Raw genomic sequence first — 13,636 nt, forward strand, 5'->3', positions numbered from 1 at the left:
GCTCTCCTCGTACATGACCGCTATGCTGCCTTTGTGCGAAAAAGTCCGTCAAAGGCAAGGGCAAGCTCGCGTCTGCCATCGGCGGAGATTGACGTCAAAGGAGGGCGAACCGCAAGCCATCTATCGTCGCCAGTCATTTTTGCCACCATGACTTTCACAGCCGGCGTCACGGGATGCTTGAGAAGTTCGCCAACGAACTGTTCGACGCGCGGATCGTCATTGCCGTCGACGGCCATGGCGCGGACTTCGTGCGGCGCAAAATTGGCCATGCCCGAAATCGCCCCCTGACCTCCCATGCGCACACCCTTGGCGAGGTGCCGCTCGTCGCCGATCAGGATGATCAGGTCGCCATGCTGGCGCAGCAGGGTCTCGGTGTAGGGCCAGTCGCCGGAGGAGTCCTTGACGCCGGTGACGATGGAGGGGAAGGCCTTTCGCAACCGGCTGATCAGGTCGATGCTCAACGCGACCATCGTGACCGAGGGAATATTGTAGGCCAGTACATCACGCGCTGCGTCGCCGACACGCGCAAACACATCGGCAAACCAGGCAAAGATACCATCATCGCTGACGTTCTTGAAATAGGAGGGCGGGGCGAGAAGGATACTGCGCACGCCCTTCGACAGGGCCTGTGACATCTGCTGTGCCGCATCCTCCGCCGCATCGACGAGCACACCGACGACGATCTGCCCGGGCTGAACGCCGGCGGCAATAAATGCGTCGAGGATCCGTTCGCGTTCCTGGCTGCCGATCGATGCGCCTTCGCCTGTTGTTCCGAACAGAGTGACGCTGGCGCAGCCCGAATCAAGGCTTCGCTTTGCCTGGGCGAGCATGACCTCGGCGGCGATGGCGCCGCTGCGGTCAAAAGGCGTCGCCAATGCGACCGACAAACCAAACCCCGTCATCAATATGTCTCCTTCATGTCAGTACGGTATGACTAACATGTCAGTTATTGGCTGTAAACCTGTTTGTGGTGAATGAGTCTCTTGATGGCGAAGGGCTGTGGAATGTTGGAGCGTCGCGGTCTCGGGGACAGGCGGCTCGTCGTTGCCCGCGGTGCTGCGCGGGGTGGTCTCGACGGCGCCAATTGTGGCGCAGTGAAGCGACACGCGGTCAATGACGTGACGATGACCGCGCGCCGGATTGCTCTGAGGTGGTTACGGAGCGCAACTTGGAGGGTTGCGCTCCCACTTTTCCCGCCGTCTCACCAGTCCAGGCGCAGGAGAGAAACGCCCTGACGCGGCAGGGAGAAGGTGAGATTGATCTTGCCGTCGCGAACCGAAACAGACGCCTTGTCGTCGATCTCGGCGAGCTTTCCCGAGGCCTCGAGCCTGGCGTAATCGGCGCCCGCGATATCCTGCGGTTTGCCCATTTCCTTCCAGATGCGGAAGGAGTTGGAATGCTGCTCGTCCATGCGGAAATGCTTGAGCGCGGCCGGACGATTGCCCCAGCCGTCAATCGCCAGGCTGATATCGGCAGCGGGGCCCGCCTCGTCGTCATCATGATAGTGCCAGACGAGAACGGAGACGCCCTTGTCGTCGCGGGTCGCAACGACGTTGACGTCGGGCTTGTCGCGAACGCCGTGACTCATGATATCCTCGATATCGCGGCGATAATCGCTTTCGGATTCCAGCCACTCGCCGCCAAGCTTGCCGAGCATCCGGAAGCCGTTCAGCACCGCCTTGTCGACGCCGTTGGTGGCGAGATCCCGGAAGCCGTCGAAATAGGGCTGGTCGTCAAAAAGGAAGGCCCAGGTCACCGCACCTTCGATCTCGATATTTGCTCGGCGCGACAGCTCATAAGTGCGGATCATGCTCTCGACGACATAGACGCCGTAGAGCGGTCCGTTGCGGTAGCCGTTCTGCGGGTGGACGCGGGCCGAGCAGGCCGCACAGCCTTCCGGGTCGGATTCGCCGATGACGACGGGCAGATGCCGAAGCTCGGGGAATTCGTTGATAATGGCGAGATTAGTTTCGATGTCGCGCAGCTGCTTGTGCAGACCCATGCGCACATGGCCGTCGAAGATGACCGGGTTGCCCTTGGCGTGGAAGGCGATGAAATCGATCGGCGGCTTGTTCTCGACAACATGGCGCAAAAAGGCGCGCAGGAAAGTTTGCGCCTTCTCATTGGCGAAGCCGCCGCACGTGTGCGGGCCGCCGACGCGTGCTTTCGGCAGGGCGCGTTTTACGGCACGTGCGCTCGCATCATACATGGCGCAGAATTCCGGAATCGTACCCGTCCAGTAATGGCCGTCGGGTTCATTCCAGACTTCCCAGGGCCAGGAGGAGACGACATCTTCGCCGTAGCGATCGGCGAGATGCCGCGCCCAGGCCTCAATGAGGTCTCCCCATTTTTTCAGGTCCTTCGGCGGCGCGGTCCAGCCGGTGGTGATCGTTGCGTATTTATCCGCCGGCTCCCAATGATGCTTGTAGGGACCGTCGAAATCAGAAAGCGCCTCCGGCGTGAAGCCGATCTGGATCAGCGGAATGTTGCCGGCCTCGACATAGGCGTCGAAGATCTGGTCGATGATCGTCCAGTCATAGACGGGATTGCCGTTCGCATCCTCCGTATAGGCATTGGTCGAGCCCCATTTCAGGGCCGGCTTGCCGTCGCCGCTCGTCAACAGATTGTGGGTACGAATGCGCGGAGCGACGGGGCTGAGTTCTGTCAGCTCCTTGAGAAGCTTCTTGCCATGGGGGGAATAGGTGTAGTTCGGCTCGTCATAGCCGAACCAGTTCCACAGCGGTTTATAGGTCCCTGTCGGCCTGCCGGCGTGAACGTTGATGGTCACGTCATAGGAACTCGTCATCGTCTTTCCTCTTGAACGGCCAAGCCTCTGCCTCCTCCCGAAGGCTAACCGACCAATGTTGTGATGAGTTGCGGCTGTCTTGGGAGGGCGCCGCGCTCGCCGCAAAAGCTAAGCGAAATGACCATTTTGTCAATAATATAAAAAATGACGATTAAACGGACGATAAAAAATGCCGGTATTTACAAGAGTTTTTGGCATTTAAAAAATTACCTGTTGCTGTTCGGCTAAAAATTGTCGATAAATGTTGAGGCGAGGCTTGTCGTCTGGAGGAGCCATATGGACTATCAGGTCCCTATGAAGACGCTTTCGCCGGAACGCGATCGATAACGGATTATGGGAAGCGCCCGCCTCTGCGGGCCAAGGAGGAGGAGCGTCCGATGAAGTTCCCAAGATTTGCAGCCATTGCCTTATTGTCTCTAGCCACTCTGCCTGCTTATGCGCAGGATTTCATTGCCGGTATTCCGCGCAATGAAACTCTGATCATCCAGGGCACGCCGCAGCAGAATGCCGACTGGTTTAATGTCTGGGCGCCGGGCGGTGGCGGGTCTGCCAATGTCAACGGCCTGCAGCAGCTGACGACCGATACGTTCTGGTTCATCAATCCGGAGGGTGGTCCGGATGCCTGGCAGAACGCGCTCGCTACCGAGCCGCCGGCCTATAATGCCGATTTCACGCAAATGACCGTGAAGCTGCGCAAGGGCATCTATTGGAGCGACGGTGTCGAATTCACCAGCGACGACGTGGCCTATACGGTCAAGACTCAGATCGACCATCCCGGCATGTCCTGGAGCGCGCCTTTTTCCGTCAACGTTGCCAGCGTGGAAAACCCAGATCCGCAGACGGTGATCTTCCATCTCAAGAAGCCGAATTCGCGCTTCCACACGGTGTTTACCGTGCGCTGGAACGCTGCCTGGATCATGCCGAAACATGTCTTCGAAAAGGCCGGCGATCCCTTGGCATTCAAAAACAATCCGCCGGTCTCGCTCAGCGCCTATGTACTGCAGAGCTATGACAAGGCTGGCAACTGGACCATCTGGAAACTGCGCGACGACTGGCAGCGCACTTCGATCGGCATGGCTGCCAAGGAGCCGCCGCAGGTGAAGTATGTCGTCTATCGAGCCGCCGGCAACCCGGAAGCCCGCGTCATCGAGCAGCGCAACCATAATCTCGACGTGATCAACGACATGGCACCCGAGGGCATGTTTGCGATGATGCGCGACAGCAAGAGCGTCGCCTCCTGGCTGAAGGGCTTCCCCTTCGCCCATCCCGATCCGACCCTGCCTTCCGTGCTGCTCAACACCAAGAAGCCGCCCTTCGATAACAAGGATGTGCGCTGGGCGCTGGCATTGTTGATCGATATCCGCGCCGTGGCCCTCGGCTCCTATCGCGGCGCCGCCAATCTGGCTGCTCTCGCCACGCCGCCGACCGGCTCGGCTCCGGACGATTATTACGCACCGATGCAGGACTGGCTCACCAATTTCGAGCTCGATACCGGTAGCCGCAAGATCAAGCCCTATGATCCCAATATCTCCGCCCAGATCGCCACCATGGTGCGTGGTCAGTGGGGTGACCAGATCCCGACCGATCCGAAACAGCTGCAGCGTACCTTCGGCTTCGGCTGGTGGAAGCAGGATGTTCAAGCTGCGACCGAGCTCCTGCAGAAGGCCGGTTTCAAGAAGAGCGGCAATCAATGGATGAAGCCTGACGGCACGCCGTTCACGATCCGCCTGCAGGTCGAGGGCGAYGCCATTCCGACACTCGCGCGTGCCGGCACCGTTATCGCCCAGCAATGGAGCCAGAACGGCATCGCTACAAAGGTGGATGTTGCCGGTCCGACCAACGGTCAGCGCCTTAGTGCCGGCGATTACGAAGCCGCAATCTACTGGAGCATTGAGACCTGGGGCGGTCATCCGGATCTGTCCTTTTTCCTGGACAGCTACCATTCGGAATTCATCAAGCCGCTCGGCCAGATCCAGCCGCCGCGCAACCTGCAACGCTGGCAGGATCCGCGTCTCGATCAGATCATCGCGAAGAACCGGTCCATCGCCTTCGACTCGCCCGACGTCACCAAGGTCGGTCAGGATTTCCTGAAGCTCGCGGTCGAAGAGATGCCGATGATTCCGCTGATGGCCTACAACAAGTTCGCCCCGTTCGACACGACCTACTGGACGAACTATCCGAGCGCTGAAAACCCCTATTCCGCTTCGGGTCCGAACTGGTCGAACATTCGTTACATGGTGACCGGCCTGAAGGCCAATCCGGACGCTCCGAAGAACTGATCGCGTCGACACGGGAGTGGCCGATTGCCGGCCGCTCCCCTTCTGCTACTGGAGGATGGATGCCATGAATGGCTTTCTGATCTATGCGGGTAAACGTTTCCTGCAGTTCCTTTTCGTGGTCGTCACCGGCATCACGCTCGCATTCCTGATCGCGCATTTCTCGCCTGTTGATCCGGTGGAGCAGACCGTGTCGCTTTTGACAAGTTTCGGCTCGACCGATCCACAATCGGTTGAAATTCTGCGCGAATCGCTGCGGGAACTCTATGGAACCGGTGGCCCGCTTATCGATCAGTATTTCACTTTCTGGGGACGGGTGCTGACCGGTGATTTTGGTCCGTCGCTGTCGTCTTTCCCGACACCGGTCATGACCGTCATAGGGCGCGCCTTGCCCTGGACCGTAGGCCTTCTGACGCTTGCCACGATCATCGCATGGATCATCGGCAACCTGCTCGGCGCGCTTGCCGGCTATTTCCGCAACAGCCGTCTGCTCAAGCTTGCCGGTATCGTCATCATGGCACTGCAGCCGATCCCGACCTACATCATCGGCCTCAGCCTCGTTATTCTCTTTGGTTTCGTCTGGCCGATCCTGCCGATCAGTGGCGGCGCGCAGGTCAATCTCACGCCCGCTTTCAGCTGGGCCTTCATCAGTTCGGTTATCGAACACGGCATTCTGCCGGCGCTGACGCTCGTGCTCGTCGGCATCGGCGGCTGGTTCATCTCCATGCGTTCGCTCGTCTCCAACATCATCACTGACGATCATGTCGTCTATGCCGAGCTCGGTGGCGTGCGCTCAAGCAGTATCTTTTCGTATTATGTGGCCCGCAACGCCATGTTGCCGCAGGTTACGGGTCTCGCGCTCAGCCTCGGCAATGTCTTCGGCGGTGCCGTCATCGTCGAGTTCGTCTTCAACTATCCGGGCATCGGCAAGCTGTTGATCTCGGGCATCTATTCCGGCGATTACAGCCTGGTCCTGGGTGTCACGACCATCGCCATCATTGCCGTCGCTGCGGCCGTCTTCGTGATCGATATCATCTATCCGCTGATCGATCCGCGCGTGAAACTGGGATAATAGCGATGTTCAAGATCCTCAGAGACCTGCTTCGTTACAACCGCGAATTCCTGCTCGGGACGATCCTGATCCTGATCATTGTCGGGTTGATCGTCTCTTCCTTCTTCTCGCCTTATGACGAGAACGCCATCTATGTCGTGATCCCCGACATGCCGCCATCCGCCGAATTCTGGTTCGGCACGACCTCGCGCGGCCAGGATGTTTTCTGGCAGATCGGCGCGTCGCTGCGCAACACGCTGCTCTTCGGCATTATCGTCGCCGTTATCAGCCGCCTCATCGCGCTCGTCGTCGGCCTCGTTTCCGGTTACATCGGCGGCCGCACCGACCAGATCATCATGGGCATCAACGATACGCTGGGCGCATTGCCAAACATCCCGATCCTGCTTCTTCTGGTCTTTGTCCTGCGTGACCAGATGACATGGTCGATGCTGGCGGTCGTCGCAGCCCTGCTCGGCTGGACGCATGACAGCCGGCTCATCCGCTCCGTCGCGCTATCGCTACGGCAACGGGAATTTACCCGGCACGCCGTCTTTTCGGGCATGCGCACGTCGCAAATCCTCGTTCGCGAACATCTTCCCTATGTCATGCCGATCGTCTTCTTCACGACGATGAACAATCTGATCTGGGCGATCGGCCTAGAAGTGACGCTCTCCATTCTCGGTTTTTCCGACATCAACCGGCCGACGATCGGTGGCATGATCTACTGGGCCAATGCGCATTCGGCCATGGTTGCCGGCATCTGGTGGTGGGTGGCCTTCCCTATGCTATTCGTGGTCATCCTCTTCCTCGGCCTCTTCATGCTCGCCATGTCGGTCAATGAATATATCGATCCGCGCTCGCGCCTGGCCCGGATGGGAGCCTGAGACGATGCAGAATTCTTTGAGGAAAGCACCTTTGACCCTCGTGGAAAACTCCCGGGACGCGCTGACGATCGACGGGCTCAAATGCTACTACGTCAACGATTATTTCGGCGTCCGGCGCGAGATCAGGGCCGTCGACGATATCAGCCTGACTGTACGCAAGAACGAAATCTACGGCATTGCCGGAGAATCCTCGAGTGGCAAGACCTCACTCATCAAGACGCTTGCCGGCGCCATTCGCCCGCCGATGCGGGTCGTCGGCGGCACGGTCAATTTCAATTTCGATGGCAAGCCGATCGATGTCTATGGCGAACCGCAAAAGATGCGGGCTGCGCGCTGGCGACATCTTTCCTACATCATGCAGGGCTCCATGAATGTGCTGAACCCGGTCCGGCGGGTGAAGCATGCTTTCAACGATTTCGCCTCCCGCCATATGGGTCTGGATCAAGCAGCCTTCCGCCAGCGGGTCGAGGCGCATCTTGCCCGCCTGCATCTCGACCCGCACGTCCTTGAAGCCTTTCCGCACCAACTCTCCGGCGGCATGCGCCAGCGGCTGACCATTGCGCTTGCGACCGTCTGCGAACCGGAATTCATCATCGCCGACGAGCCGACGACGGCGCTCGACGTTTTGGTGCAGCAGGATGTTCTTGCGTTGATCAAGGAAGTGCAGACACGTATGCAAGCCTCGGTCATCTTCGTGACCCACGATATGTCCGTCCATGCTGCCATCACCGATCGCCTTGCGATCATGTATGCGGGGCGGCTCGCCGAAGAAGGGCCGACGCAGGCGATCTTCGACAATCCGCAACATCCCTATACGGCTCATCTGATCGGCAGCCTGCCACGCATCGGCGATACGAGGACGCGGAAGAGCCTGCAGGGCAAACCTCCGGCGCTCTCGAACCCGCCGTCGGGATGTCGCTTCCATCCACGGTGTCCGATTGCGATCGACAGGTGCTCGAAGGAGGTTCCTGTCATGCAGCCGAGCGCGACCGGCGGGCGCGTGGCCTGTTTCAGGGCAGGGGAGTACAAGATCCAATGAGTGGCGAACACCTTCTCCAGCTTGAAAATGTCAGCAAGTTCTTTCCTATCGGCGGTTTCTTTTCACGCGCCAGGATGACGGCAGTCGATGACGTGAGCTTTGCGCTTGCGGCTGACAGGCCAGAGATTTTCACGATCGTCGGCGAATCCGGCTCCGGCAAATCCACGCTCGCCAAGATGATCCTCGGCAGCGAGGCCGCAGATCGCGGCACTATCCGCTTCGACGGCGCCGACATTGGCGATATCAGCAGCCGTAGCGCCCGCGAAGCCTTCATGACCAGGGTTCAGCCGGTTTTCCAGAATCCCTTCGAAGCCTTCAATCCGCTGACGCGCATCGACAAGTATCTGTATGCCACGGCGCATCGCTTTAAGGGTGCGAAGAGCCGCGCCGAAAGGGAGGCCTTGGCAGATAGGGCGCTGCAGCGGGTTGGCCTCTCCATTGCGGAGGTTCGAGGACGTTATTCGCACGAATTATCCGGTGGCCAGCTCCAGCGCATCGCGGTGGCACGCGCGCTCATTCCCGAACCGAAGCTCATCGTCGCCGACGAGCCGGTTTCCATGGTGGATGCGTCGCTGCGCATGTCGATCGTCAATCTCTTTCGCGATTTGCGCGATACGTTGAAGGTATCGATCATCTACATCACTCATGATCTCGCGACCGCCTATTACATTGCCGACCGTGTCATCATCATGCGCAAGGGCGTGGTCGTCGAAAGCGGCGACGCGCGTACCGTGCTGGACAATCCGCAGCACGAATATTCATTCGCTTTGAAGAATGCCGTGCTGCCGCCCGATCCCCGTGAGGCGTCAACGATCATTCGCCAGCGCCGGCAGGATGTCGGTGCACCTGCGCCCCGTGAGATCGTCGGAGCCTGATAAAGTTCGCACCGTGATATCGGGCGCAGTGCTCCGTTTCAGGAGGTGCGGAAACGCAGGTTGCCGGCCGACAGCTCGCTGACGGAAGCGGCGCCCATCAGCTTCATGCCACGCTCGATTTCCGTCCGTATTTGCAGGAGCGCCCGCTCGACCCCGGCTTGGCCGGCGGCTGCAAGCGGGAAGAGATAATAACGCCCTACCCCGACCGCCTTGGCGCCGAGCGAGAGTGCCTTGAGCACATGCGTGCCGCGCTGGATGCCGCCGTCGACCATGACGTCGATCCTGTCGCCGACGGCATTGACGATTTCCGCCAGCTGGTCGAAGCCGCTGCGTGAACCGTCGAGCTGGCGGCCGCCGTGGTTGGAAAGCACGATGCCGGTGCAGCCGATATCGATAGCGCGCTTGGCATCCTCGACCGTCATGATGCCCTTCAGGCAGAATTGCCCGCCCCAGGTCTTCACCATGTCGGCGACATCGTCCCAGTTCATGGCGGGGTCGAGCATCTCGGTAAAGTAGCGGCTGATCGACATGGTGCCGCTGCCCATGTCCACATGGCTGTCGAGTTGCGGCAGGCGGAATTTCTCGTGTGTGAAGTAATTGATTGCCCAGGCCGGTTTGACGGCAAACTGCGCCATGCCCGACAGGTTGAGCTTGAACGGGATGGCAAATCCGGTGCGCTTGTCGCGCTCGCGATTGCCGCCGGTGATGCTATCGACGGTCAGCATCATCACCTGCACGCCCGCCTGCTTAGCCCGCGCCATCATTTCACGATTGAGGCCGCGATCCCGATGGAAGTAGAACTGATAGACCTGTGGCCCGCTGCTGATCTTGCGCGCCTCTTCCAGGCTGATCGTGCCGAGCGAGGAAACCCCGAACATCGTGCCAAACTTGCCGGCCGCATGGGCGACCGCACGCTCGCCCTCGTGATGGAAGAGCCGCTGCAACGCCGTCGGCGAGCAATAGACCGGCATGGCGAGCTTCTGGCCCATGACGGTGACCGACATATCGACATCGCTGACGCCCCGCAGCACGCTCGGCAGAAGATCGCAGGTTTCGAAAGATGAGGTATTGCGCCTGTAAGTCACCTCGTCATCCGCAGCGCCATCGATATAGTTGAAGATCGGACCCGGAAGGCGCTGCTTGGCGAGGCGGCGGAAATCGTGGAAGTTATGGCAGTCTGAAAGGCGCATACCCGTATCCAATCGAGGGCCGGCGCGTCATGCCTCCGCATGCGGCTCGGCCAATGAATGGCCGCGAGACCTCCTCGTCGTCGCGATCCGTGATCTATGGGATACGATTATTACCGCACCAATCTCAAGCTCTCTTGCGCACGCATCCGTCGCCTTTGCTGACAAAGATGCATTTTATTGCCGGGGTCGGTCAGCGACCGGGCTTGACTGCGAGCCAGATGACGTGGCGCGCGCCGCCGCGCTTGCCGTTGGCGCGCGTATTGACCGCATCGACGGCAAAGCCGCAATCCTTCAGCCGCCGTGTGAAGGACGCATCCGGCCCGGAGGACCAGACGGCCAGCACGCCGCCGGGACGCAGTGCCTCTCGGGCGGATTTAAGCCCGGCATAATCGTAGAGCCGGTCATTGGACTTGCGGGTCAGGCCATCGGGGCCATTGTCAACATCAAGAAGGATCGCGTCACAACCCGCCTTTTCAGCGCGGATCGCCTCGCCGACATCGCCCTGGTGGATCGAAACGCGCGGATCGTCGAGGCAGCCCTTGAAGACCTCCGCCATCGGACCGCGTGCCCAAGCAACGACTTCCGGGATCAGTTCGGCGACGACGACAGCGGCATCCGCGGGCACGACCGCAAGAGCGGCCCGCAGGGTAAAGCCCATGCCAAGCCCTCCGATCAGGATCTTTGGCTTAGGATGCGATTTGATCCGTTCAAAAGACAGAGTAGCGAGTGCTTCTTCCGAACCGCTGAGGCGGCTGTTCATCAGCTCGTTGGTGCCGAGCATGATGGAAAATTCGGTGCCGCGCTGCTTCAGCCGCAGCTCACCGCCTTCGCCGGGGATGGTCGCGGAATCGAGCTGGATCCAGGGAAGCATGGCGGTTTCGTCTCGCTGAAAGGGACCGTCCCCTAGCATAGGGCGACAGTCGAAGCCAGCAAGCCTTGCTCAGACCAAACGCACGAAATGATCCGGCTCATGCTGCACAACCTGTTCCTGCAGCGCGGCGGAACGGCGGCGGATATCGTCCACTTCTTGCGGCTGCAGGCGCGTGCGCGGATCGTCGAAGCGCACGTCCGGGTCCGGTACAGCCGAGAGCAGCAACCGGGTGTAGGGATGCAGCGGATTGTCGATCACCTTGGCCGTATTGCCCCATTCGACGATCTGGCCAGAATACATGACGGCGATATCTTCGGCCACATAGCGGGCGGTGGCGATATCGTGGGTAATGTAGAGCAGGCCGAGATTCATCTCCTTCTTCATCTCGTTCAGGAGATTGAGAACGCCGAGGCGCACCGAGACATCGAGCATCGAGGTCGGCTCGTCGGCGACGATCACTTCCGGCTGGGCGGCAAGGGCGCGCGCAATATTCACGCGCTGGCGCTGGCCGCCCGAAAGCTCGTGCGGATATTTCGGCGCGACGATATCCGGATCAAGCTTCACGCGTTCGAGCAGTTCACGGACGGTCGCATCGATCTGCTTGCCGCGTATGTCAGGCCGGTGGAGCTTCAGCGGCCGCAGCAGATGATGAGCGATCGTGTGGGCCGGGTTCAGCGAGGCGAATGGATCCTGGAAGATCATCTGTACGGAACGACGATAGCGGGCGATCTCGTCGGCCTTGGCGTTTTCGACGGGGCGGCCCTTGTAGAGGATCTGCCCTGACGTCGGCGTATATTCACGCATCGCCATGCGGGCGCAGGTGGTTTTGCCGCTGCCGGATTCGCCGACAATCGCCAGCGCGCGGCCGGCGTGCAGCGAAAAGGAGATTGCGCGTGCAGCATGAACGGCGGAATCACCGTGGCCGAAGGTCTTGGTGACCTTGTCGAGCGCGAGGATGGCATCGCTCATAGCAGCACGCCTCCGTGAAGCGAGGGGAAGGAGGCCCAGAGTTTCCGGGTGTATTCGTGCTGCGGCGTCTTGTAGATCGCCTCGGCTTCGTTCTGCTCGACAAGCTTGCCCTGGAGCATGATGCCGATGCGGTCGCAGAACTGCACCATCAGCCCGAGATCGTGGGTGATGAAGAGCACCGAGAAGCCGAACTGCTTTCGGAGTTCGTTGATGCGCTGCAGAATTTCGCGCTGCACGACCACATCAAGAGCTGTCGTCGGCTCGTCCATGACGACGAGCTTGGGATCGAGCGCCATGCAGATGGCGATGACGATGCGCTGGCGCATGCCGCCGGAGAATTGATGCGGATAGTTGCGCATGCGGTCGGGCGCGATATCGACGAGCCGCAGCATCTCGGCCGTGCGCTCGCGCGCCTCTGCCTTCGTCATGCCCTTGTGGGTACGCAGCACATCATAGAACTGGTCCTCGATGCGCAACACCGGGTTCAGCGAGTTCATGGCACTCTGGAAGACCATAGCGACTTCTCGCCAGCGGAAGGCGGCAAGCGCCTTCTGGTCCAGGTCCAGAACGTCACGGCCGGCAAGCATGATTCGGCTCTCCTTGCGGATCAGCGCGGGTGGCTTGTGCAGGCGGCTGATGGCAAAGGCGATCGTGCTCTTGCCGCAGCCAGATTCGCCGGCAAGGCCGAAGACTTCGCCAGGGGCGACGTCAAAACTGACGTTATCGACGGCGCGGAAATCCTTCTCTTCGCCGATATAGTCGATCGTGAGGTTTTTGACCGAAAGTAGCGGCTCGTTCACAGGCGGCCCTCCCCGGAGCGGATGAGCAGGGACCAGCGCTTCAGATGATTGCCGGTGCGCAGCCGCGGATTGGCGATCTCATCGACGGCGAAGTTCAGGAGCGACATGCCGATGCCAAGGAAGGCGAGCGCGAAGCAGGGTGTGAGGATATCCCACCAGGCACCGACCGAAAGCGCGGAGGCCTTCTGTGCGTTGTAGAGCATGGTGCCCCAGGAGACGACGCGCGGGTCGCCAAGACCGAGGAATTCAAGTGTCGCTTCGGTGATGATCGCGAAGATGACGCTGCCAATGAAATTGATGCCGACGATGGAAATCACGTTGGGGAAGATCTCGAACGTCATGATGCGCCATTGCGGCTCGCCCATCATCTCCGCCGATTTGACATAATCCTTCTGCTTGACGGAGAGGGTTTCGGCACGTGTCACACGTGCGCCCCAGGCCCAGGATGTGCCGCCCAGGATCAGGGCGATGACAAGTGGGCTCGCCTGGCCGATGAAGGCTGCGAGAACGAGCAGCAACGGCAGGTTGGGCACGACGAGCACCATATTGGTGAAGAAACTGATGACCTCGTCCGTCTTGCCGCCGCGATAGCCGGAGATGATGCCGAGCRCCGTGCCGACAGCGGTGATCAGCAGGCCGGCGCCGAAGCCGACGGCAAGTGAGGTGCGCGCGCCATAGATCATCCGGGCAAAAACGTCCTGGCCGATGCGCGTCGTACCGAGAATATGCTCGGCAGATGGCGCCTGGTGCGGACGACCGGTTCTGGCTGCGGGATCGTACTGCGTCAAAAGCGGTGCGGCGATTGCCACGATGACGATGAAGGCGATGATGGCGAGGCCGATCAGCGCCTTGCGATTGCGGAGCAGGCTTTTCAT

General features: G+C 60.2%; 12 protein-coding genes. 5 read left to right on the forward strand and 7 right to left on the reverse strand.

Annotated elements, in window-relative coordinates; all coding sequences use genetic code 11:
- Positions 1 to 20 precede the first annotated feature (20 nt).
- Both AC1DF8_RS09850 and AC1DF8_RS09855 read right to left on the reverse strand, forming a co-directional pair.
- Positions 21 to 905: a dihydrodipicolinate synthase family protein gene (locus AC1DF8_RS09850; protein ID WP_112546399.1), complete on the reverse strand. Its 885-nt coding sequence runs from the start codon at positions 903 to 905 to the stop codon at positions 21 to 23.
- A 296-nt stretch (positions 906 to 1,201) separates the two neighbouring features.
- Positions 1,202 to 2,806: a GH39 family glycosyl hydrolase gene (locus AC1DF8_RS09855; protein ID WP_478153218.1), complete on the reverse strand. Its 1,605-nt coding sequence runs from the start codon at positions 2,804 to 2,806 to the stop codon at positions 1,202 to 1,204.
- A gap of 377 nt (positions 2,807 to 3,183) precedes the next feature.
- Between AC1DF8_RS09855 and AC1DF8_RS09860 the strand changes: the two genes are divergently transcribed.
- The 5 genes from AC1DF8_RS09860 to AC1DF8_RS09880 all read left to right on the forward strand — a co-directional run bounded on the left by AC1DF8_RS09860 (position 3,184) and on the right by AC1DF8_RS09880 (position 8,931).
- A complete protein-coding gene (locus AC1DF8_RS09860; RefSeq protein WP_478153220.1) occupies positions 3,184 to 5,085 on the forward strand; it encodes an ABC transporter substrate-binding protein in 1,902 nt (633 codons plus the stop codon).
- 64 nt (positions 5,086 to 5,149) lie between these two features.
- Entirely contained in the window at positions 5,150 to 6,154 is a 1,005-nt protein-coding gene (locus AC1DF8_RS09865; protein WP_112971763.1) for an ABC transporter permease, read from the forward strand.
- A 5-nt stretch (positions 6,155 to 6,159) separates the two neighbouring features.
- A complete protein-coding gene (locus AC1DF8_RS09870; protein ID WP_113014606.1) occupies positions 6,160 to 7,017 on the forward strand; it encodes an ABC transporter permease in 858 nt (285 codons plus the stop codon).
- Between the two features lie 4 nt (positions 7,018 to 7,021).
- Complete coding sequence (locus tag AC1DF8_RS09875) at positions 7,022 to 8,056, forward strand: ABC transporter ATP-binding protein (RefSeq protein WP_112546404.1); 1,035 nt, start codon at positions 7,022 to 7,024, stop codon at positions 8,054 to 8,056.
- Positions 8,053 to 8,931, forward strand: a complete 879-nt coding sequence (locus tag AC1DF8_RS09880) for an ABC transporter ATP-binding protein (protein WP_478153223.1) — start codon at positions 8,053 to 8,055, stop codon at positions 8,929 to 8,931. The genes AC1DF8_RS09875 and AC1DF8_RS09880 overlap by 4 nt, the downstream gene beginning before the upstream one ends.
- A 38-nt stretch (positions 8,932 to 8,969) precedes the next feature.
- Here the strand turns inward: AC1DF8_RS09880 and AC1DF8_RS09885 are convergent, their stop codons facing one another.
- The 5 genes from AC1DF8_RS09885 to AC1DF8_RS09905 form a co-directional block, all read right to left on the reverse strand.
- The gene (locus tag AC1DF8_RS09885; RefSeq protein ID WP_183849891.1) at positions 8,970 to 10,121 is read right to left on the reverse strand and encodes an alpha-hydroxy acid oxidase; all 1,152 of its coding nucleotides are present in this window, start codon (positions 10,119 to 10,121) and stop codon (positions 8,970 to 8,972) included.
- Between the two features lie 190 nt (positions 10,122 to 10,311).
- Entirely contained in the window at positions 10,312 to 10,992 is a 681-nt protein-coding gene (locus AC1DF8_RS09890) for a class I SAM-dependent methyltransferase (protein ID WP_113202732.1), read from the reverse strand.
- Between the two features lie 69 nt (positions 10,993 to 11,061).
- Entirely contained in the window at positions 11,062 to 11,961 is a 900-nt protein-coding gene (locus AC1DF8_RS09895) for an ABC transporter ATP-binding protein (RefSeq protein WP_112971757.1), read from the reverse strand.
- Positions 11,958 to 12,761 (reverse strand): ABC transporter ATP-binding protein, encoded by an 804-nt coding sequence (locus AC1DF8_RS09900; protein WP_113209618.1) that lies wholly within the window; start codon positions 12,759 to 12,761, stop codon positions 11,958 to 11,960. The genes AC1DF8_RS09895 and AC1DF8_RS09900 overlap by 4 nt, the downstream gene beginning before the upstream one ends.
- A complete protein-coding gene (locus AC1DF8_RS09905) occupies positions 12,758 to 13,636 on the reverse strand; it encodes an ABC transporter permease (RefSeq protein WP_478153227.1) in 879 nt (292 codons plus the stop codon). Before AC1DF8_RS09905 ends, AC1DF8_RS09900 begins: the two co-directional genes overlap by 4 nt.

The sequence above is a fragment of the Rhizobium sp. 05N49 genome, from assembly GCF_056396805.1.

What these genes read in the sequence shown, in the direction of transcription:
- AC1DF8_RS09855 (WP_478153218.1), bottom strand. Translation starts at nt 2,806, where the DNA reads ATGACGAGTTCCTATGACGTGACCATCAACGTTCACGCCGGCAGGCCG.
- AC1DF8_RS09865 (WP_112971763.1), top strand. Translation starts at nt 5,150, where the DNA reads ATGAATGGCTTTCTGATCTATGCGGGTAAACGTTTCCTGCAGTTCCTT.
- AC1DF8_RS09870 (WP_113014606.1), top strand. Translation starts at nt 6,160, where the DNA reads ATGTTCAAGATCCTCAGAGACCTGCTTCGTTACAACCGCGAATTCCTG.
- AC1DF8_RS09875 (WP_112546404.1), top strand. Translation starts at nt 7,022, where the DNA reads ATGCAGAATTCTTTGAGGAAAGCACCTTTGACCCTCGTGGAAAACTCC.
- AC1DF8_RS09880 (WP_478153223.1), top strand. Translation starts at nt 8,053, where the DNA reads ATGAGTGGCGAACACCTTCTCCAGCTTGAAAATGTCAGCAAGTTCTTT.
- AC1DF8_RS09885 (WP_183849891.1), bottom strand. Translation starts at nt 10,121, where the DNA reads ATGCGCCTTTCAGACTGCCATAACTTCCACGATTTCCGCCGCCTCGCC.
- AC1DF8_RS09890 (WP_113202732.1), bottom strand. Translation starts at nt 10,992, where the DNA reads ATGCTTCCCTGGATCCAGCTCGATTCCGCGACCATCCCCGGCGAAGGC.
- AC1DF8_RS09895 (WP_112971757.1), bottom strand. Translation starts at nt 11,961, where the DNA reads ATGAGCGATGCCATCCTCGCGCTCGACAAGGTCACCAAGACCTTCGGC.